Annotated in this window: 14 protein-coding genes and 1 pseudogene; 10 read left to right on the forward strand and 5 right to left on the reverse strand. The window is 64.5% G+C overall.

What is annotated here, in order from left to right:
- Window positions 1-82: 82 nt before the first annotated feature.
- Complete coding sequence (locus U9J33_RS18990) at window positions 83-811, reverse strand: hypothetical protein (protein WP_054439072.1); 729 nt, start codon at window positions 809-811, stop codon at window positions 83-85.
- Between the two features lie 136 nt (window positions 812-947).
- Window positions 948-2,195: a S8 family serine peptidase gene (locus U9J33_RS18995; protein WP_185999813.1), complete on the reverse strand. Its 1,248-nt coding sequence runs from the start codon at window positions 2,193-2,195 to the stop codon at window positions 948-950.
- 83 nt (window positions 2,196-2,278) lie between these two features.
- On the opposite strand from U9J33_RS18995, the gene U9J33_RS19000 reads away from it, so the two are divergent.
- Both U9J33_RS19000 and U9J33_RS19005 read left to right on the forward strand, forming a co-directional pair.
- Window positions 2,279-2,776: an RNA polymerase sigma factor gene (locus U9J33_RS19000; protein ID WP_054439074.1), complete on the forward strand. Its 498-nt coding sequence runs from the start codon at window positions 2,279-2,281 to the stop codon at window positions 2,774-2,776.
- The gene (locus tag U9J33_RS19005) at window positions 2,773-3,570 is read left to right on the forward strand and encodes an anti-sigma factor family protein (RefSeq protein ID WP_185999814.1); all 798 of its coding nucleotides are present in this window, start codon (window positions 2,773-2,775) and stop codon (window positions 3,568-3,570) included. Before U9J33_RS19000 ends, U9J33_RS19005 begins: the two co-directional genes overlap by 4 nt.
- A 57-nt stretch (window positions 3,571-3,627) precedes the next feature.
- Here U9J33_RS19005 and U9J33_RS19010 read toward each other — a convergent pair whose 3' ends face one another.
- On the reverse strand, window positions 3,628-6,585 hold the full coding sequence (locus tag U9J33_RS19010) for a TonB-dependent receptor domain-containing protein (RefSeq protein WP_231636021.1): 2,958 nt from the start codon (window positions 6,583-6,585) through the stop codon (window positions 3,628-3,630).
- Between the two features lie 209 nt (window positions 6,586-6,794).
- On the opposite strand from U9J33_RS19010, the gene U9J33_RS19015 reads away from it, so the two are divergent.
- The 3 genes from U9J33_RS19015 (at window position 6,795) to U9J33_RS19025 (ending at window position 13,005) form a co-directional block, all read left to right on the forward strand.
- Window positions 6,795-9,923, forward strand: a complete 3,129-nt coding sequence (locus tag U9J33_RS19015; protein WP_324699701.1) for a glycoside hydrolase family 2 TIM barrel-domain containing protein — start codon at window positions 6,795-6,797, stop codon at window positions 9,921-9,923.
- A 385-nt stretch (window positions 9,924-10,308) separates the two neighbouring features.
- Window positions 10,309-11,523 (forward strand): methyl-accepting chemotaxis protein, encoded by a 1,215-nt coding sequence (locus U9J33_RS19020; RefSeq protein WP_324699702.1) that lies wholly within the window; start codon window positions 10,309-10,311, stop codon window positions 11,521-11,523.
- A 195-nt stretch (window positions 11,524-11,718) separates the two neighbouring features.
- Window positions 11,719-13,005: an MFS transporter gene (locus U9J33_RS19025; protein ID WP_132469574.1), complete on the forward strand. Its 1,287-nt coding sequence runs from the start codon at window positions 11,719-11,721 to the stop codon at window positions 13,003-13,005.
- A gap of 4 nt (window positions 13,006-13,009) precedes the next feature.
- On the opposite strand, the gene U9J33_RS19030 is transcribed toward U9J33_RS19025, so the two are convergent.
- Together U9J33_RS19030 and U9J33_RS19035 are read right to left on the reverse strand one after the other, a co-directional pair.
- On the reverse strand, window positions 13,010-14,146 hold the full coding sequence (locus tag U9J33_RS19030) for a glycosidase (RefSeq protein ID WP_324699703.1): 1,137 nt from the start codon (window positions 14,144-14,146) through the stop codon (window positions 13,010-13,012).
- Window positions 14,147-14,263: 117 nt separating this feature from the next.
- Window positions 14,264-14,938: a CDP-alcohol phosphatidyltransferase family protein gene (locus tag U9J33_RS19035; RefSeq protein WP_054439085.1), complete on the reverse strand. Its 675-nt coding sequence runs from the start codon at window positions 14,936-14,938 to the stop codon at window positions 14,264-14,266.
- A gap of 482 nt (window positions 14,939-15,420) precedes the next feature.
- Here U9J33_RS19035 and U9J33_RS24885 point away from each other — a divergent pair.
- The 5 genes and pseudogenes from U9J33_RS24885 to U9J33_RS19060 all read left to right on the forward strand — a co-directional run.
- Window positions 15,421-15,705 (forward strand): annotated as a pseudogene (locus U9J33_RS24885) (hypothetical protein); the annotation flags it as partial.
- 207 nt (window positions 15,706-15,912) lie between these two features.
- Window positions 15,913-17,076, forward strand: coding sequence for a hypothetical protein (locus U9J33_RS19045; RefSeq protein WP_324699704.1), 1,164 nt, complete (start codon window positions 15,913-15,915; stop codon window positions 17,074-17,076).
- Entirely contained in the window at window positions 17,066-18,109 is a 1,044-nt protein-coding gene (locus tag U9J33_RS19050; protein WP_324699705.1) for a nucleotidyltransferase family protein, read from the forward strand. Before U9J33_RS19045 ends, U9J33_RS19050 begins: the two co-directional genes overlap by 11 nt.
- A gap of 94 nt (window positions 18,110-18,203) precedes the next feature.
- Entirely contained in the window at window positions 18,204-18,824 is a 621-nt protein-coding gene (locus U9J33_RS19055) for an FMN-binding negative transcriptional regulator (protein ID WP_132469577.1), read from the forward strand.
- 173 nt (window positions 18,825-18,997) lie between these two features.
- Window positions 18,998-21,232 carry a TonB-dependent receptor gene (locus U9J33_RS19060; protein WP_324699706.1) on the forward strand — a complete coding sequence of 745 codons (2,235 nt, stop codon included), beginning with the start codon at window positions 18,998-19,000 and terminating at the stop codon, window positions 21,230-21,232.
- Window positions 21,233-21,276: the final 44 nt, after the last annotated feature.

Below are 21,276 nucleotides of genomic sequence, written 5' to 3' on the forward strand. Positions count from 1 at the left end.
GGCGGCATTTCTGCCAACCGGGGGCTCGCACCGTCATGAGCCGATCATCGGCCCCGTCGGTGCGCGGGGGGTATTGTCAGGTTCAATTGCCGCTGGCGCTCGCGCCAAGGTTGACCGAGGCGCCGGAGGCCGAGCGCGAGGCTCCTGCCGAACCCGAGGCGGCAGCATTGTGTTCGGCCGCACCGGCATTGGCGGAACCATTGCCCGATCCCTGGGCCTGCGCACTCTGAACTGCGGAGGCAGTTTCGCCGGCACGGTCACGCGCGCCGGATGCGGCGGAAGAAAGCTGTTGTCCGGCTGCGCTTCGGGCATTGCCGAGCGTCGATGCCGCATCACCCGGCAGCGTTCCCGCTGACAGCACGCCATCGGCCGCGCCACTGCCGGAAAGCATGGCGCCCGAGGCGGTGCGGCTTGCTGTTCCGCTCGCGGTGCCGCTTCCCGTGGCGCCGAGCGATCCCGCCGAACCGCCCAGATTGCCTGCCGCGCCCGATGCCGTATCGCGGACCGCCGAAGTGTCCGGCGCGGAGATCGATGGCGCGCTCACCGACTTGCGGGCTCGTCCCTCGCCGCTGCCCCTGGCCGAAGACGTGACCGAACGCGTGGTTCGCGACACACCGATGTCGCCCGCGCCGCTACCCGCGCCGCCGATCGAACTCCCGACCGAACCAATGCTGCCTCCGAGCGAACCGCCCAGGGAACCACCCAGCGAGCCGCCCAGTCCGCCGCCGCCCAGCAATTGGGCATTGGCAGTGCCGCTAACGGCTACGATGGCGAAAACGGTGATGGCCGTACCGAAAGAGAGCTTCTTCATGATTTCGTTCCTTCCTCTTGTCGTACCTGCCGCCAGGGCATCTCGCCTTGCCGGGGTGTCTGTGAGAGGAACGGATGGCCATTGCGCTTTCATCCGTGACGAAGGCGATTTTTATAAAAAAATTCCGCGCGGCCTCTTATGTACCCGAACGGCAGATCATGCAGAGCACGCCCCGTCCAGTCTGGCGCGATGCGCCGAATGCCTCGGAATTCGCGGCTTCAAGAGCCGAAGCGGCACTCCTGCCCTGCGCCATGCGAGCCGCGATGCGGGACGCCGCTAGAGGAGCGGCGAAGGACGTGCCCCGCAAACCGATGCGTCCCTTGGCAGGAACGATTGCCGACATGTCCGCGCCGGGAGCAGCATAATCCAGGTGGGATGCCCGTCCGGCCTCGATCAGCACCCGGCCCCGACCGTCCACTCCGGTCACCGCGACAACACCGGGATAGGACGCCGGGTAGGCAGGAGGCGCAGCGGCGCCGTCATTGCCGACGGCGGCGACCACCGCCATCCCTTTCGCGCGGGCAGCCGCCACCGCCCGCGCCAGCAACGGATTGACAGGCCCGACCAGGCTGATCGACACGACCGGCACCCCCTGCCCCGCCATCCAGCCAAGCGCGCGCGCGATAGCAAGGGCATTGCCGCCAGCCGGGTCCGAACCGTAGACATCGGCACCATAGATCCGCGCCGATCCTGCACTCTTGAGCAGCGAGGCGATCGCAGAAGCATGCTCACTGCCTTTGGGGGCGCCGCTGGCGAAACCGCGCTGAGCGACAAGCCGATCCGAGCCCGCAATCGCACCATCGATAACGCCGACCGTTCCCCCTCGTGGCAGCGCCGGCGTAGCAGGCTTCGCATTGGTCCCACCGGCGCCCACGCCTGACGGGAAATGAATCTGGTCAGCCGTGATCTCGCGGCCTGGCAGCGCCCGGCGCAAGATCTTGAGCCCGCGGGCGAGCGATTGCCCGGCGGGGACGGAAAGCCGCGCATAAGCGATGCCGAGATCCTCGATCACACCTTGCTCGATCGGCAGGAATCCCCGGTCCCGCGCGAGGGCAAGGCTGGCAGGGTCGGGATCGAGCAACAGTACCTCTCCGGCGCGGGCCGGTTCATGGCGATCATCCCAGTCCACCGCTCCCCGGCTTGCCATGACCAAGCCTTCCAGACGCGCGATACGCGCCTGCGCAAGTTGGCGCGCGCTGCGCTCGATTGTCGAGGTTGGCGCCAGTGCTCGATCCGTCAATTCCTGCGCGGCATCGCCAACCCGCCCCAAAGTGCCGAGCGGATCAATCCCGCCGGGAAGCGAAAGCTGTGCCTGCGCCGGCCCCGTCAGGGCCAGGAGCAGCGAGGCCAGCAATGCGTATGGTGTCTTCCCGCGCGGTATCATCAGTGGTCCGATAGCAAAAATAAATGGCGTCAGGGGATGAAACGGTGGCATCGGGACGTTTCATCCCGGGACATGGCAATTCGATGAGCAACAACGGCTTCTGCAACGAACTGACGGCACTGCTGCCACGCTTGCGGCGGTTCGCACGCGGGCTTGCGCAGAATGCCGCCGATGCCGACGACCTTTGCCAGTCGACCGTCGAGCGTGCGCTCAGGGCCCGCCAGCAGTGGCAGGAAGGGACGCGTCTTGACGCGTGGGTTTACAGGATCATGCGGAACCAGTGGATCGACGAGACCAGAGCAAGAGCGCGCCGGGCACAGACTTTCGCTCACGAGGACGAAGGCGCGAACATCGGCATGGCCGGGGACCGCGACGCGGAGAACCGCGTCGAGCTGAGCAATGTTGACCGCGCGCTGGCGCGGCTGCCGGAAGAACAGCGCGAGGCCGTCGTGCTGGTGCTGGTCGAAGGCTTCGCTTACCGCGAGGCCGCCGAGATGATCGGCATTCCGCAGGGAACACTGACCTCCCGGCTAGGTCGCGGCCGGGAAGCACTGATGAAGGAATTGGGAGAAGTGGCATGAGCGTGACGGCGGAAGAACTGATGGCGCTCGTCGACGGCGAGCTTTCGCCCGAAGATGCTGCGCGCGTCGAAGCCGCCATTGCGGCGGACCCGGAACTGGCCCGGCGGCTCGATGCCGAGCGCGGCCTTCGCGAAACCCTGCGCGGACATTTCGCACCGGTGGCCAGGGAACCCGTGCCCGATGCGCTCACCGACATGATCGCCCGCGCCGCCGCCGAGGAGGCGGAAGAGCAGATGACCGACAGCAACCACGCCGCACCGGCGCAGGTGCTGGACTTCGCGAGCGCACGCAGCCGCCGCGAGGAAGCCGAAAAGGCGCGCCGCAAGGCCGAAAGAAGATCACGCGCTCCGATCTTCGCTGATCGGCGCATGGCCTTCGCCATCGCCGCTTCACTGGTGCTCGGGCTGATGCTGGGCACCCGGCTTCACAGCGAAGGGCCGATCACGTCGAATGGCGACAGGCTGGTGGCCTCGGGTACGCTGGCAAAGGGGCTCGACCGCACGCTGGCATCGGCGGGAGGAGATGGCGACTTGCGTATCCTCACCAGCTTCCGGCGCAGCGACGGCGGCTATTGCCGCGTGTTCGAAGCCCGCGCGGCAACGGGCATCGCCTGCAAGGATGACCGCGACTGGGTTCTCGAGCGGACGATGAAGCCGGGCGACAGGGCAGCTGGTACTTACCGGCAGGCCGGGTCCGCCGGTGCCGCTTTGCTGGCGGCCGCGCAGGAGATGGCCGCGGGCGAGCCACTTGACGCCGCACAGGAAAGTGCCGCTCGCGAGAGAAACTGGCGCTGAACGAACAGCCACCAAATGAGCGCGCCCGGCTTCCCAAGGAAACCGGGCGCGCCTGTATCATCGGTGGAACCTCAGGCTGAGGAAGAAGGTGCGTCCGATCACATCGTAGACACCGGACTGTTCGCTCAGTTCGAAGTTCGCGCCGCCCGCCTCGGCACCGGGGATGCGCGGCGGCTTGCGGTCGAAGGCGTTGTTGAGCCCGCCTGACAGTTCGATATTGTCAGTGAGCGCGAAGAAGGCCGAGAAATCGTTGTAGAATACGTTCGGCGTCCAGATCTTGCTGTACTTCTCCTTGGTGATCGTGGTGCTGGCCTTCATCGGCGAGACGTGGCGCAGGCTCCAGGTGAAGCCCAAGCCGTCACGCGAATAGGTCGTGCGCACAACACCCTTCCACTTCGGAGAACCGAAGATTCCGGCATATTCGGTGATCGAATTGGGATCGGACGGATCGAGCGTGTAGCGACGATTGAGCAGGCGCGTGTAGTTGGCGTCGATCGAAAGCTTGCCCTCGTCGTCCGGCAGGCCGAGCCGTGCCAGCGGAACCGAATAGTTCAGGCCGAAATCGATACCCCGCGTCAGATACTGCGCAAGGTTCAGCTTCTGCGTCATCACCGCTTCGAGATTGCCGTTGGCGTCGCGCTTGATGAGGGGGCAGAAGATATTGTCGAGCGTCGGCTGATCCACGCACTTGTCGATCAGGGTCTGCGCACCGAACGCATCGATCGCATTGCGCAGGTCGATGTTGTAGTAATCGACCGTCAGCGACAGGCCCGGCAAGAAGCGCGGCTGCATCACCGCGCCGACCGTCAGCGTCTTGGCGGTTTCCGGCTTCAGGTCGAGATTGCCGCTCGAGATGATGTCACGGTAGAGCCAGTAGCTGGCGGTATCCGCAGGGCTGATCGCCGCGCAGTTCGCCGCCGTGTACTGCGTGCGGGTAGCCCGGTTGGCGAGGTTGTAGGTGTTGCACGGGTCCGTGATCCAGAGACCCGAAATGCTGTCCGCTGTGTAAAGCTCGCCTATGTTCGGCGCGCGCACGGCCTGGCCATAAGTCGCGCGGAAGCGGATGTCACGGATCGGCGCCCATTCGCCGCCGATCTTCCAGGTCGTAGTCGAACCGGCGGTGCTGTAGTCCGAAAGGCGCAGCGCGCCGTCCAGCGAAAGCGTCTCGAAGAATGGCGTCTTCGCCAGCAGCGGGACGTGGACTTCGCCGTAGACTTCCTTGACCGAATACTTTCCTACCAGCGTTCCGGCGGTCGTGCCGATGGTGGGATCGTAAAGCGGGCTGTCCGGATTGTACTCGGGGATCGCGCCGATATCGTTGCGCTCCTTGCGGTACTCTCCGCCCAGCACAACCTGCACCGCGCCGCCGGGAAGGTCGAACAGGCCGCCGCTAACGTAGCCGGACAGGACCTGCTGCGTCAGCGTCGATTTCGACCAGTGCGAGGTATAGGTGATGTAGTCGATCATCTCCGGCGTGAGCTTCACCAGGGGATTGATCGCCACGCAGCCGTTGCCGGGATCGTCGAGCGTGCTGCGGCAGATCGCCTTGCCGTCCGGCCCCGTCGTGCTGTCGAGGCCCAGATACCAGCGATCGTATGCAGTCGAATTGACGTCGCGCACGCGTTCGGTGGTCTTGCCGTAGGAGTAATAGGTCGAATAGTTCCATGGCTTGGAGAAGAGCGTGAAATCACCCTCGGCACCGGTCACGGCCTGGAACAGCGTGCGGTCATACTCGGTGCGCGGAGCGGCCAGTTCCATGAAACGCCGCGCGAACTGCACGCCGCCCGCCGGCACCGCACCGCCATTGGCAGCGCGCATCTCGTCCGTGATGTAGGGGCTGTCCGCCGGAACGACGTCGGTGCCGAAGGCGGTCATCTGGAGATAGCCGGCCTTGGACGTATTGTGCGCGAAAGTAGCGTTGGCGAACAGCTTCAGCGCATCGCTGACCTCAAAGCTCGCCGATGCGCGGGTGTTGATACGCTGCGAGGGAACCGAGAGGAACCAGCCGTCATAGCGGCCATTATATTCGCCGCCATCGGTCAGCAAAGTGCCCAGCGGTTCGGTCGACGTGCCCAGATTGACGGGAACGGCGTTGACGAAACCACCCGGACCGAGGATCGGATCGCGCAGCGTGCCATTGCCGCTGACCGCGTAAAGCCTGCCGCCCAGTACCACTTGCGCGGCATCGGCGGTGTTGATGTTGCGAACGTGATCCTGGATGTAATAGGGGCTTGAACTGCTGGTGCGGGCGTAGATCGGATAACCGTCCGCCGTCCATGGCCGGTCCGCACCGCTGACGGTTCCGGGCGTGTTCTCGAAGAACCCGTAAAGCGTCACGTTGCCGCGATGGTCGGCAAAGTTGGCGCCGGCCAGCAGGTCGAACCCGTAGGTATCCATGTCGCCGCGCGTGGACGCACTGTAGCGCGTGTTCGCCTCGACCCCTTCGAAGTCCTTCTTGAGGATGAAGTTGGCCACGCCCGCAACCGCATCCGCGCCGTACAGCGCCGAGGCGCCGCCGGTGATCACCTCCACGCGCTGGACGAGGCTGGAGGGAATATTGCTGAGATCGACCGCCGAAGTACCCGGAATCGCCGCCACCTGACGGCGACCGTCGACCAGTACCAGCGTGCGCTGCGTGCCCAGGCCGCGCAGGTCAAGCGCATTGACGCCAGCGTTGCCCGCAAGGTTGCTGGTCTGGTTGGTCTGGGTGACGGCCAGTGCCGGAAGCTGGTTGACGACATCGGCGATGTTCTGCGTGCCAGTCGCCTTGATCTGGTCTGCATCGACGATCGAAAGCGGCGAAGGACTGTCGGCTGCGGCGCGGCGGATGCGGGAACCGGTAACGACGATATCGGCCGCCTTGTTCTCGCCCGCCGTGTCCTGGGCGGTCTCGGGCAGCGTCTGGGCGAAGGCCGCGGTTGAAAGGGCGCCAGCGGAAAGCCCCAGGCAACTCAGCATCAGCACGCACCGGAAACGCGCCACGGCGGACCCCGCGGCGAGGGCATTATATCTCATTGATTTTTGCTCCCTGTTGACCGCATGAATCCCCACATACGGTACACCGTATACGATATTATCATTTCTGCGTTGTCAAGTTGGGTGCAGCGCATTCAATCGGTTGCAATGCGAAGACCCTGACCGGTTGCGCTTTTCCTATATTGGTATACGATATATTTATCCGGTTTTCCGTTGCCGGAACAGCTTACCGTCAGGGGAAATGCCAAGTGCGTACCATCATCCATTCGAGCGCGATCGGAAGCCTGATGGCGAGCCTGCTGGTTTCCGGAGCCGCCCATGCACAGGCTCCAACCCCGGAATGGGAGCAGCCGGATGTCATCCGGCAAGGCGCCGAACCGATGCATGCGACTTTCGACGGGTTCGAGACGCGCGCCGCCGCCTTGTCGCGAGAAACCGCAAAGTCACGCTACCATCTCTCGCTCGACGGTAACTGGAAGTTCCAACTCTCCAGGACACCGGAAACCCGCCCTACCGATTTCTTCGCTGAGGATTTCGACGCAAGCGGCTGGGGAACCATGAAAGTCCCCGGCATCCTCCAGGCCGAGGGTCATGGACGGCCGGTGTTCGTGGGCAGCGGCTATCCCTTTCCGCGCAACCAGCCCTGGATCGACCACAGCCTCAACGAAGTGGCGTCCTACCGCCGCAACTTCACCGTTCCCGCCACCTGGTCTGGCCGACGCCTGCTGCTGACCGTCGGCGCGGCGGGCGCGGCCTATTACATCTGGGTCAATGGCCAGCGCGTAGGCTATTCGGAAGACTCCAAGCTGCCCGCCGAGTTCGACGTGACGCGCTATGCTCATGCCGGCAACAACACCGTCGCCATCGAACTCTACCGCTTTGCCGATGGCAGCTATCTGGAAGACCAGGACTTCTGGCGCGTCAACGGGATTGAGCGCAGCGTCACGCTCTACGCCGCACCGGCTACGCATATTCGCGACCTGACCGTCGATGCGGGGCTGGAGAACGGGTATCGTGACGGCAAGCTGGCCGTGAAGGTCGACCTGGCCGGACAGGCCGCCGCGATGCGGATCCGCGCGACGCTGCTTGACGGCAGGCGCGAAGTGCTGGTGCGCGAAGGCACGGCAGACGGAAGCGCCGTTTCCCTCTCGGCGACCATTCCCGCCGTGCGAAGCTGGTCGGCCGAAGATCCGCAGCTTTACACCTTGCTGGTCGAGCTGCTGGGCGCCGATGGCAAGCTGATCGAGGCGACCAGCCGCCGCATCGGCTTCCGCACGGTGGAGATCGCGGGCGGCGAAGTGCGCGTGAACGGCAAGCGCATCATGATCCGCGGCGTCAACCGCCACGAACACGATCCCAAAACCTTCCGCATCGTTTCCGAGGAAACGATGCGCCGCGACATCGAACTGATGAAGGCGGCCAACGTCAACGCGGTGCGCACCTCGCACTATCCCAACGATCCGCGCTGGTATGACCTTGCCGACGAATACGGCCTCTATGTCATGGACGAAGCGAACATAGAGAGCCACGGCTACCTCAGCCTTTCGCAGGAACACGGGAACGACCCGAAGTATCTGCTTGGCAACGACCCGAAATGGCTCGCGGCCCATCTCGACCGGGTGGAGCGCATGGTCGAGCGCGATCGCAACCATCCCTCGATCATCTTCTGGTCGCTCGGCAACGAAACCGGCATCGGCAGCAACTTCGAAGCCGCCGCCAAGTGGGTGAAGGCGAACGATCCCACCCGCCTCGTGAGCTTCCTTGGCTGGAGCATGAGCAACTGGCGCCATCCGACGAACAGCTACGTCGACATCTTTGCGCCAATGTATGACGATGTTCCCAAGATGGTCGATTACGCCAAGGATCCGGCGTTCACCCAACCGCTGATCCTGTGCGAATATGCGCATTCGATGGGCAACAGCCTCGGCGATCTCGAAGGCTACTGGCGAACCATGCGCAGCTATCCCAAGCTGCAGGGCGGCTTCATCTGGGACTGGGTGGACCAGACCATGCTGCTAAAGGACAAGGATGGTCGTCCGTTCTGGGGACAGGGCCTCGACTACGATCCCGACCCGAAAGCGCCCGGCGTACATGGCGACGACAGCCCGGTGGGCGACGGCGTGATCCAGTCGGACCGGACGCCGGACCCGGAATACTACGAACTGGCCAAGGTGCAGTCACCGATTGCCTTCACGCATGACGCTGGCGGATACCGCGTAGTCAATCGCCACGACCACATCGACCTCTCGCGCTTCACGCTGGACTGGACGATGATGGAAAACGGCAATGATGTCGCCAGCGGCACTCTGGCCACACCGCAGGTCGCGGCCGGCAGTTCAGCGGCGCTCACCGTTCCGGTTCCGGCTGCGAGAAATGCCTCCGCAGAGCGCATCCTCGTCCTGCGCGCCCGTGCCAGGGCCGGCGCCGTACCCTCGCAGCCGGCCGGGCATGTCGTCGGCTGGGAGCAGTTCGAGCTATCCGGCCCGGTCGCAGCACCCGCCACCGCGGGCACGGTCGCTCCCGGCGAGACCGCCTCTGCGCTGCGCTTCGAAACGGGCGGTGCCGTGCTGGAGATCGACAAGGCAACCGGCCTCGTCACCCGCTACGAACGCGGCGGCAAGCTGCTGCTGACCGGCGGTGCGCCGAACTTCTGGCGCTCGCCGACCGATAACGACGTCGGCGCGGGCGTGCCAAAGAGCCACGCCATGTGGCAGTACTTTTCCGAGCATCGCCGTCTCGAGACGATCACGCGTGAAGGCAATGCCGTGATCGTCCGCCATGACATGGGCGTCGGCTCGGTGAAGACCGAAACGCGCTGGACGATGGCAAGCGACGGATCGGTGGGCGTCACAATCCATTTCGAGCCGCTGCGAGACACCCTGCCCGATCCGCTCCGCGTCGGTCTCGCGTTCGAGACCCCGGCCGAACTCGATCACGTCCGCTGGTTCGGGCGCGGTCCGCAGGAAACATACGCCGACCGCAAGACCGGCGGCATGATCGCCCAGTGGCAGGGTTTGCTGGCGGACCAGTTCCACGACTACGCCCGTCCCCAGGAATCGGGCAACAAGACCGACGTTCGCTGGATCGAACTAACGGGAACGAAGACCGGCAACAATGTCGGGCTGCGCATCACTGGCGCGCAGCCGCTTTCGGTCAATGCCCTCGCGTTCCCCTATGCCGATCTCGCGATGAAGCCGCCTGGTCAGGCGCACAGCTCGGACATCCGCCCGCATGGCAGCGGAACGCTGCTGATCGATGCCGCGCAGGCGGGCGTAGGCGGCGACACCGGCTGGAACCTCGATGGCCGCGCGCACATGCCCTACCGCATCGAACTGAAGCCGCTCACCTATTCCTTCACGATCGGCGGAGCAGACTGACAACGACCTTCGCCCTGCCAGCCCCCTCGGAGGCGGGCGGGGCGAACGCCGTCCCCACGGGACGCAATATCAAATCTTTTCAGCGCGATATTGAGATTTATTTCAAATCACACGCCCTCAGCATAACAAATAGAACCATTCAGGTTCTAAAATTTCCCGGAAACGCCCCCTTGCGAGCTGCCCGGAACGTCCAGCTCCCGGACCCCGGCACCTATAATGCCTGATGATACTTCGCCGGCATCGGATCTCTTCAGGTCCGGGCGGCGAACTCAGGGGTGGGGGGTATCTTATGTACTGGTTCAAGGCCGACGCGCCTATTCGTCTCAAATTATTCATCGCTTTCGGCAGCTTTGTTGCCCTGACGGCGCTTGCCGGATTTTCCGGCATGCTCATGCCAGCTTCGGTGGCCCGGTGGATGGCCGCGGGCACCGTCGTGCTCGCCATGGTGCTGGCATTCCTTTACCGCGAAGCCATCGCCGGACCTTATGTTACCACGGTCGTGAGGATGGAGGGCCTGGCTGCTGGCGATCTGGACACGCCGATCCAGTTCACCGACTTTCGCGACTGCGTGGGCCGGATGACCACGGCGATGTTCCAGTTCCGCGCCACTGCGCAGGCTCAGATCGAGTCCGACAAGGAGGCGCAGAACAATTCCCTGATCGTGCAAGGCATGGCCGAGAATTTCCGCCGCATGTCGCAGGGCGATCTTACCGCGGACATTACCGAGGCTTATCCTGCCGACTATGCCGTCCTCAAGGAAAGCTTCAACGAGGCTCTCGCCAGCCTGCGGTCATTGCTGGGAGCGGTGAAGGCCAGCACCCAGAACAGCCTTACCGGCTCGCGCGAGATCGCACAGGCATCGGAAGATCTTGCCCGCCGAACGGAGGGCAATGCAGCAAGTCTCGAACAGACGGCAGCGGCGATCCAGCAGATCGACACACGGCTGAAAGCCACGGCCCAGGCCGCTTCGCTCTCCGTGGCCACATCGGGGCAGGCGATGGGTGCGGTCAACGAAGGACGCGCACGCACCGATGCCGCCGTCGGGGCGATGAACCGTGTCAGCGACAGCGCGAAAGGCATCGACGGCGTGATCGAAGGGCTAGACAAGATCGCCTTCCAGACCCGCGTCCTGGCCATGAATGCCGCCGTGGAGGCAGGCCGCGCGGGCGATGCCGGTCGCGGTTTCGCGGTCGTGGCCGATCTGGTTTCCGCCCTAGCCATGCGGGCGGAGGAGGAAGCCAAGCGTGCCCGCGACCAACTCGGGGTCACCCAGTCGGATATCGAGGTCGCCGTGGAAGCGGTGCGCAAGGTCGACGCGGCGTTCGAAGTGATCTCTACCTCCGGCGAGGAAGTTGCCCGCCTTGCCGGCCAGATCGCAGCCGACAACGATGCGCAGGCGGCGGCCATCGGGGAGATCAACACGGCGGTTGGCGTCATGGACCATTCGACGCAGCAGAATGCCGCTATGGTCGAACAGACATCCGCCGCGGCGAGGAACCTGACCAACGAAATCGCTTCGCTGGCAAACGAAGCGGACCACTTTCGCATTGGCCCTGCCAGCCCAGGCTTCCGTCCGACACTGGTTCGCAGCGGCACCTGAAACAAACCAAATTTCGCGGAATTTCCGGCCCGTTCGCCTTCAAAAGGCGAGCGGGCCTTCCGCTTTGTGGCCTCGCTTCGGCTCCATGACAAATTTACGTCGCATACTTCCTATATTGCGTGTACTACGTTCCCGCCAGAGGTCGCCGCAAGAGACCTTGGCTCGAAACGAGCAGGATTGGGAAGGGAAAGGCGGATGGCTGCAGATGCCACGGCGCAGAAACTGCGCCGAAGGACATTGGCGTGGATTGTCGGGATCGCAATGGCTGGTCTCATGTTCGATGGCTATGACCTCGTCGTATACGGGACCGTGGTCTCCACGTTCCTTCGTGACCCGGCGCAGATCGGTCCAGTCGATCCGGCGCTGGCAGGCGCCCTCGGCAGCTATGCGCTGCTTGGCGTACTCGTGGGCGCGCTTATTGCCGGGAGCATCGGCGACCGTATCGGCCGACGGCGAATGATGATCGCAGCCTATGCGTGGTTTTCGCTGGGAATGCTGTTCACCGCCCTCGCCCATTCCGCCGCCATGTTCGGAATCCTGCGTTTTACCACCGGGCTCGGGGTCGGCGCACTGTTGGCGACGACGGCCGCCATGGTTTCGGAATATGCTCCGCCGGGACGGCGCAATCTCTACAATGCCGTGACTTACGCGGGCGTGCCGCTGGGCAGCCTCGCAGCGGCAGGTATCGCGATCCTGCTGGCCAAGCATATAGGATGGCGCGGCATGTTCGCGATCGGGGCTCTGCCGCTGATAACGCTGCTGCCGCTTGCGATCTTGAGGATGCCGGAATCCGTCATGTGGCTCGTCTCGCGCGGCCGGGTCGAGGAAGCACGCGCAATCGCGGCACGAACCGGCGTGGCGCTGCCCGATCAGGAACCGGCGCCCCGCCGTTCCGAAACGGAGGCGACCGGTTATCGCGGCCTCTTCGGCGAATTCCTCGTCCCCGCCGTTCTCATCGGTCTCGTCAGTGCGACCGGGCTGCTGCTGGTCTATTCGCTGAACACCTGGCTGCCCGAGTTGATGATGCGCTCCGGCTTCGACGCCAGGGGATCGCTTTCCTTCCTGCTGGTGCTCAACGGCGGCGCCGTGCTCGGTCCGATGTTCGCTGCCCGCTTTGCGGACCGGATGGGGCCGCGCCCGGTCGTGGCGGCAAGCTTCATCGTGGGCGCGCTGGCCATTCTCGCATTGACCCTTGCCCTGCCGCTTTGGCTACTGCTGTGCGTCGTCGCGCTCGTGGGCGTGGGCACAAGCGGAACGCAGACGCTGATCTACGGGCTGGCCGCCAATTACTTCCCCACGCGCATGCGCGGCGCCGGGGTGGCTTGGTGCGCGGGCTTTGGTCGGCTCGGCGGCGTTGGAGGGCCGCTGATCGGCGGTTTCCTGATCGGAGCGGGCCTTTCGATCACGAAGATCTTCATGGTCCTGGGTGCTCTTGCCCTGCTCGGAGCGGTTCTGGCGATCTGCGTTCCGCGCCGGGCCTGATCCTTCAGGGCGCGAAGACAGCATGGGGAATATGCGTGATCCGGCAGACCAGGTCGGCCTCGCCGGACGCCACTATATAATGCTCCCCATGCGCGGCGATGCCCGTGGTGAATACCACGTCCCGCAAATACATCTGGTGTTCTAGCGGAAGCGTCAGGTCCGGGTCCGCTTCAAGCAACGGCGAATGGCCGGTCCGCAGGACGCGGCTGGGATCGTCTCGGTCCAGGATCGACCAGTACGTGCGATAGATACCCACGATTTCCTTGGGCTCCACCCCGTGCCAGAGCGTCAACCAGCCCTGGTCCGTGAGGACCGGCGGCGCCCCTCCCCCCATTCTCGCGGTGGCGACGGTAGCGGAATGGGGCCGAATTCCAGGCCTGCCACAGGGCTTCCAGAACCGCGCGTCAGGCGAGAGCGCAAGGTTTATCGAAGGCCCCGAACGCCACTCGCTGCCCGGCGGATAGGCGAAATAGAGATCGCCGAGCGGGCGTGTCTGCGCCCAGTAATGACCGCCGATGAGGCCCTCGAAGATCAGCATGTCCTTGTTCTGGTGATCGAGCACGATGTCCTCGAACTGCCAGTCCAGACCGTTTTTCGAACTGTAGAGCGTGGTCGAATGCCGCTCGGGACTGACCGAGCACGTGGTCATCAGCCAGTCTTCCCCCACCTTGCTGATCCGCGCATCCTCGATCCCGTAGCATTGCAGGCTGCGCTGCGGCGCGATCGCGCGGTCGTAGTGGACGGCGACCACGTTCAGCCCTTCGGCGTCGAGTTCGACGGGCAGTAACCACGAAAGCGAAGTCAGCGCCATGATGCGCCAACCTCCGCCCCGCAGCATGAATTTGCGCGGGTCGGCGGTATCGGCATGCTCCAGCGGCCAGGCGTCTAGCACGTAGCGCCCATGATCGCCTTCCTCGCCCTCCCATCGGATGGCGTGGACATGGCCGTCCCGGATCGGTTCGCGCAAGGCTTCGGCCACGCGCACCATCATCAGCAGATTGCCTCCGGGAAGGCGCGTCAGGCCGGGGTTGAAAGCGCCAAGAACATAAGTCTCGGCATCGAGATGGCCGGCCAGTGGCGAGCGGGAAAGGTCCACGTCATCGGGAACGAACACGAGACGGTCCACCGGAAAACCGCTCATGAACACATCCCTACCGTAAAGGAAACGCTCCCCGGGATGGCGGTGACTGGATCGACCATGGCATTCTCCTGACGGAATCGTCGGGAAAACGCGCGTGGCCGCATTGGGTTTCGCCGATCAGCTCGCCGCGGCGAGGCGGCGGCCGGTCACAAGCGTCTGAACGACGAACAGGACCATGAGGATCACGCCGACGCTGCCGACGAACAGATCAAAGCCGGAAACCGCGCCGAACAGGCCCTTGCCCGAACCCAACGTCATCATCATCAGGGTGAGGCCGATCAGCATGAAGCGCAGTTCGGTAGGCCCGGCCTGGAGATAGGAGAGCTTGAATTCGCCCAGCACGCGGGCGGCAAGATAGGCATGGATGGAAAGCAGGAGATATCCCACCAGTGCCACCATTGCGACGTCCATCGTCACATAGGGGCTGGTGCCGATGCCCCAGACGATCAGCGCCGTCGTCAGCCCGTCACAGCTGTGATCGATGAAATAGCCATAGGACGGGCGCTCGATGCGGCGGAACCGGGCAAGGCTGCCGTCCATGGAATCGCCGAACCACTGCACGACATAACCCGCCATCGCCAGCCACAGCCACTGCGCCGAAAGGTTACTTGCGGCGTAGCCGCCGAAGGTCATGAAGGCACCGACGAGACCGGTCGCGGTCAGCACGTCCGGCGTGACCCATCGCGGCATCCGGGCGCAGAGCCATTGCAGGAGCTGTCGTTCCCGCCTTGCCAGGATGTTTTCCTGAATCCGCGTGGGGGGCAGAGGCTGCGTTTCGGATTTGCCGGTCATGAGATGTCGTCCGTGAAGCTTGAATTCAAAATGTCATAAAACGGAAACCCCGATGAAGGCCGGACGCTCCCGCGCGAATGCCGGGCCGGATCAGCCCGTGGCCACGTCATTGCCCCCGATGACGTCACCTGACCTGTCTTTTCACGGCACTCCCATGCAGCGGGAAGCCGCATCGACCCGCGAAAAGCCTTCGTCTGTTCGGGATACCTGATAGTCCATCGAAGCTCTCCTGCCTGCGGGAGCTCGTTGGTCTCTCAGTCGCCGACGTGCAAATACCTGTCGGCGATCGGGGGCCTATAGCCGACGATCGCCGGTCTGGCCAGCCGCGCCGCCCCGCAAGGGCAAATGGGAGGTAGTCGCCGATACCTTATGAATGATGCGGCAAGTGCATCGGGATAGTTGCGCGGCGCTGCCCATAATAGCCGCTTTCGGGGGAGGCGCCCTCCTGTACGCTGGCTTCGGCATGATGGGGAGTCGAGGCAATGGAGAACCCGCAAGACCTGATTGAGCAAGCCGAAACGAACGATCGACGCTCGTTCCTCGCGGCTTGCGGAAAGTATTCCCTGCTCGTTCCGCCCGCGATGACAATGCTCCTTTCGACATCGCTGAGCTCGCCCGCGATCGCCAAGTCCGGCGGCGGTGGAGGTGGCGGCGGTGGCGGAAGCGGCGGCAGCACCGGTGACGGCGGACATACCGGCGATGGCGGCGGCAGCAAGGATGGCGCCAGCACCGGCGATGGCGGTGCCGGCGGCACCAAGGACGGCGGCGCTTCCCCGCCCAAGGATACGCCTGCTGCCGGGTCGGCGACAGGCGACGGCGGCGGAACGAAGGTCCCCGAGACGAAATCGGAAGGCTCGGCGCCCAAGGTTGCCGAAGGGGGCTCGCGCGATGGACCCGAGCGCAAGAAAGGCGACAAGCGCTGATCGAATCACACCACGCGGAGTAATCCGCGTGGTCGGGGGCCGGAGGGAGCGATGCACCGCAACGCGGATCGGGATTCCCCGGCAGCGAAGTCCGATGCCGAAAGCCTGAAACTGTGCCTGGCTCCAGGCGCCGTGCCGCTCGTGGTTGACCAGCGCCCGGTGCTCTTCCTCGAAGCCTCCCAGCAACTCCACGCGCTAGACGGCTCGGCAGCCCACATCGTGGCGTGGCTTGCCGATGGAATATCGCTTTCGGCGCTGCGCCGCCAGCTTGCGGGAGCCTTATCGGATGAGGCGATCGACGCCCTGTTGACTGGCTGGTCCGAACAAGGGGTGATCGCCGCCGAGCCGGGCCTGTCCTTCTCTGCCCCTGTTCCTCCTTATGCCATCCAAAGGTACCTGCCACGGGGAGACGATCTGGTGGAAATCCGTTTTCCCGACGATCCCTGGGGCCAGACCTTCGCCGCCCCTTACGCGCATCTGGCAGCCGGCTTGACGCCATCGCTCATAGCGCAGGATAGGGTTGCGCTTTGCCGCATCGGGACGCTCTCCTTCATCTCTGTATCGCCGCGCGGGATGCTGGTCCCAAGCGCGAATACCGGCCCGGGCCTTCGCGCGGCGCTGGTATCCAGGGCGCTTGAAGGCGATACCTTCATCGCCCTCCATGCCGCCTGCCTCCTTTCCGGAGACAAGGCGATATTGCTGACCGGAGCCCCCGGCGCTGGGAAATCCACGCTGGCGGTCACCGCAGCAGCGACCTGCCCGGCGCTTTCCGTCGCGTCCGACGATATCGTCCTGTTCGATCCCCGGACCGGCCTGATCGCGCCCTTGCCGCTGCCGGTCACCATCAAACGCGGAAGCTGGGAGAGACTGGCGGATATCGCGCCCGGCCTCGCCGCAAGCGAACCCGTGCTGCGCGGAGACGGCCAATGGCTGCGCTATCTTCCGCTTCCGGGACCGGTCGATACCCGGTGGCGCAAGGTCAGCGCGATCGTCGATCTCCATCGGGGGAGCGCCTCCGGTAATGAGCTGGCTGCCAATTCGGTCACTGCCTGCCTCGGCAAGCTGCTCGCGGAAGGCTTCGCCCAAAGCGGCCGCTGTTCCGCGAAAGCCATGGCCGCCCTTGCCGCCATGGTGGAGCACGCCAGCACGCTGCGCCTGCATTATACGGAAGCCGAGCAAGGGGCGCGGCAGCTAGAGACACTCGTTGGACGATGATCGCAATGCCCTCGGCCCGCTGTGCCAATGCCTTCGCGGCGAGGCCTTCAGGGAACCGCGCGGCGTCGCACCGGATTGGGATGGCATCCTCAGCCTCGCCAATCGCACCCTCGTCACCCCGGCGCTGGCTCAAGCGCTGGCCGACGACACCGATGTCCCGGCCGAAGTCAGACATTTTCTTGAGGAAGTACGTGCGCGAACCGCGATACGCAACCGCCGGATGCATGAACAGCTCCGGGAAGCGGTTGCCGCGCTCAACCAGGCCGCGATCGAGCCGATCCTGCTCAAGGGCGCCGCCCTGCTTGCCCGCAACGGCGAGGATTGCGCGCACCGCCTGCTGACCGATCTCGACCTCATGGTTCCCTACGAGGCAGGCCCGGAAGCCGTCGCCGCGCTGGCGATCGTCGGCTATCGGCGCTACCCCTCCAGCGCCGGGGAGTGGCAGGGGGTCAACCTGTTCCGCCCCCAGGACCCCGGCGGCATAGACCTGCACTTTCGCCTGAAACTGGCAGGACCGGGCCACGACCATGCCGCCCTGTCGCGATCATGCCTGCCCTATGTGGTCGGGTCCGGCGTGGCTGCCTTGCCCTCCCCCACCCTGCTGGCAGCTCTGTTCATTCTCCACGACCAGTTGCAGGAGCACGATTACTGGCGCGGCCTGATCGACCTGCGACACCTTCTGGACATAGCCCGCATTGCCGAAAGTGGCGGAATTCCTGACCCTTCGGCCCTCGAAGCCCTGTTCCCGTCGGCGCAGGCCAGGCGCGCGCTCCACACCCAGCTGAGGACACTGTCACAGTGGCTCGGGGTGACGATCGGGCATGAAAGGCGCGATTGGCGGGTATCGATGCAGAGCCGTCGCCGGAACCTGCAGTTACACAGGCCGCGATTGGCTCCGATCCTGACGCTGCTGGCGATGCTCGTCGATCCTCCCCATTCCGGGAAGCACGATCGACCGGCCGGGCAAGGCATCGCCGCCTGGGCGCGAAACCTGCGCCGGATCGTTTTCGTCACCAACCCCGCCAAAGTCTAGGTCGTAGTGACCTGCTCGCACCTCCCACTTGGACCCATGAAACTTTCCTTTTTGGCCGATTGATGAGGTGCAGGCGCGGCGCGACAGTACCAGCATGAAATTTCCATCCGGCTCCGACCAGGACCTGCTCAGGCTTATCGGCGAATATCCGCTCGCCTGGCTGGTCTCGGCGCGCGATGGGCATTTCCAAGCGGTGCCCTTGCCGCTTCTGGCCGAAACAAACGGCTCCGGCGAACTGGTGTCGCTTCTGGGCCATTGTTCCCGCGCCAATCCTCAGGCGGAGCATTTGCGCGCCGACCCGCGCGCGCTGGTCCTGTTCTCCGGCCCGCAAGGCTACCTCTCGCCATCGCTGGTGAGGAACCCAACCTGGGTTCCGACATGGAACTATGCCGTCGCCGCCATCGAGGTGGATGTGACTTTCGTGGAGGAAGAGACGCGCGCCTCGGTCGTGCAGCTCTCCAATGCCATGGAGGCGGAGCTGGCCGATCCGTGGACCATCGACCGCGCCGGCCCCCGGGTGGAGCCGATGCTTAACCGCATCATCGCCTTCCGCGCGACAGTCCGCGCCGTGCATGCCAGCTTCAAGCTTGGTCAGGACGAGACGATGGAAGCCCTCACCGATCTCATTTCCGGCACCGGCAATGCATCGCTGGCCGACTGGATGACCCGTTTCAACGCCGAACGCCTGTCGCAAGGCGGAGCTGCGACGGAATGAAGCCGCACCCGTCCCCCCGGGTAACGCGGGGGTGCGGAAAAAGACGGCAATGGAGGAGTATCCCGGGCGCGGGTCCGGGGAACGGCAGGGAAGCCGGACAAGCATGTCCGGCGGATATCAACGATGGAGAAGCGGCTCCGGCCGGGATCGCCACGACAAACATGAGGGTTGAAATGATGGGTTCACGTAACACGATCAAGGGAGCGATCCTTTCCTCGACGGTGCTGGCGCTCGGCCTGGCCGCACCTGCCCATGCACAGCAGGCTTCCGAAACCGGGATGGGCAAGGACGACATCATCGTCACCGCCACCAAGCGCGAACTGAAGCTCAGCGACGTGCCGATGCCGATCAGCGCCGTCAGCGGCGATCAGCTCAAGGCGATGAACGCCAATTCCCTGGCCGACTACATCACCCGCCTGCCCGGCGTCGTCTTCAACGATTATCAGCCCGGCATTTCCGAAGTCGTGATCCGCGGCATCGCGGCTACCACCTATCACGAACAGGGCCAGACCACGGTCGGCTACTACCTCAACGAAGTGCCGCTGGTGGAGCCCGGCTTCCCGATCGGCATCCCCGACATAGACACCTTCGACCTTCAGCGCGTGGAGGTTCTGCGCGGCCCGCAAGGCACGCTGTTCGGCACCTCGACACTGGGCGGCGCGGTCAATTACGTTGCCGCCGTCGCCGATCCGGGCAAGTTCGATGCTGCCGCCGAAGGCCTGCTGGGCAGCACCAGGAATGCTTCCGGCCAGCTCAACTACGCGGCCAAGGCAATGATCAACCTGCCGCTGGTCAAGGACCAGCTCGCGGTGCGGGTGATGGCGCTTCAGCGCGTGGATGCGGGCTATCTCGACAATCCGGGCATCGGCGTGAACGGCTCGAACGACTACCGCACGCGCGGCCTGCGCGGCTCGCTCGTCGCCACCCCCAACGACACCACCAAGCTGACGTTCCTGACGACCTACCAGGACACCAGGCTGGACGACCAGACCTACCTCGATCTCGATAATCCCTATGTCCGCGACACGCCGCGCGCCGAACCCCAGAAGACCGATTTCTGGATGAACAGCCTGCGGCTCGATCAGGAACTGCCCTTCGCGAACCTGACGGTGCTCGGCTCCATCACCGAGAAGCACAACACCACGCTGTTCTCCTATCCCTATGCCTACGTCACCGGCGTGACCACGGGGGATGACGCCGCCTATTCGCTGGGCAAGGCCGATGCCAATATCAAGAGCTTCGAAACCCGCCTCGCCTCGAAGGACGACGGCCCGTTCCAGTGGCTGATCGGCTTCAGCTACATGAAGGCGAAGAAGCACAGCGCAGACCGCATCTACCAGGGCGGCGCCGCCGACTTCATCGATGCGAACCCCGATCTCTACGGCGGCTATTCGGGTGATCTGATCGCCCCGAACGATGCCATCTACGGCTATCTCTCCGACACCAGCAACGAGAACTGGGGCGTGTTCGGCGAAGCTTCCTGGGAATTCGTGCCTACCGTGACCCTGACGCTGGGCGGCCGCTACTACAACACCCGCAACTCCGCCGAGATCACCAATGCGCCGGGCTCGCTGGCCCCCGGCAGCTACACCATCACGCCCTCCAGCTTCGGCGTGAAGCAGAAGGAAGACGGCTTCACGCCGAAGGTCTCGCTATCATGGAAGCCCGGAGAGACGATGCTGGCATATGCCACTTATTCGCAGGGCTACCGCGAAGGCGGCCCCAACCCCAATGCGGCGATCCTGACGGGCATTCCCACCAGCTACAAGAGCGACACCGTCGACAACTACGAAGCGGGCGTGAAGACCTCGCTCTTCGGCAATCGCCTGACGATCGACATGGCCGCTTTCCACATCGAGTGGAACGACATCCAGGCCCGCCTTTTCACCGACGCACCCTATTACTATTCCTACGTCACCAATGCCGGCGGCGCGAAGATCGACGGCGTCGAGTTCTCGGGCGCGCTTCAGGTCAACCGCATCCTCAGCTTCAGCTCGAACGTGACCTATCAGGACGCGCGTCTCAGCAAGTTCCTGCCCGATACTTTCGCCGTCGGTGGCGGCTATGACAAGGGCACCACGCTGCCGGGATCGTCGAAATGGTCGGTGGCCAACAACCTGCGTTTCGAATTGGCGGATGTGACCGGGGCGCCCAGCCTCGAGATCGCGCACCGCTACCTTTCGAAGGCGCCGGTCGCCTTCGGAAACGACGCAAGGCGCGGCGGCTTCAACGTGTTCGACCTTCGCGCCTCGATCGGTCTTGGCGAGAACATCCGCGTGATGGCCTTCGCCAACAACGTCTTCGACAAGTTCGGCATTCTCAACGCACCGTTCACGTCCCAGGCGGTGCCGGCAGGGTCGATCATCCGTCCGCGCACGATCGGCGTGAAGCTGGACTGGAGCCTCTGACGCCCTGACACGCCGGCCATCGAAGGCATGCCAGCCCCGGCGGC

This window comes from Novosphingobium sp. RL4 (genome assembly GCF_035658495.1).
In the GTDB taxonomy this organism is placed as follows: domain Bacteria; phylum Pseudomonadota; class Alphaproteobacteria; order Sphingomonadales; family Sphingomonadaceae; genus Novosphingobium.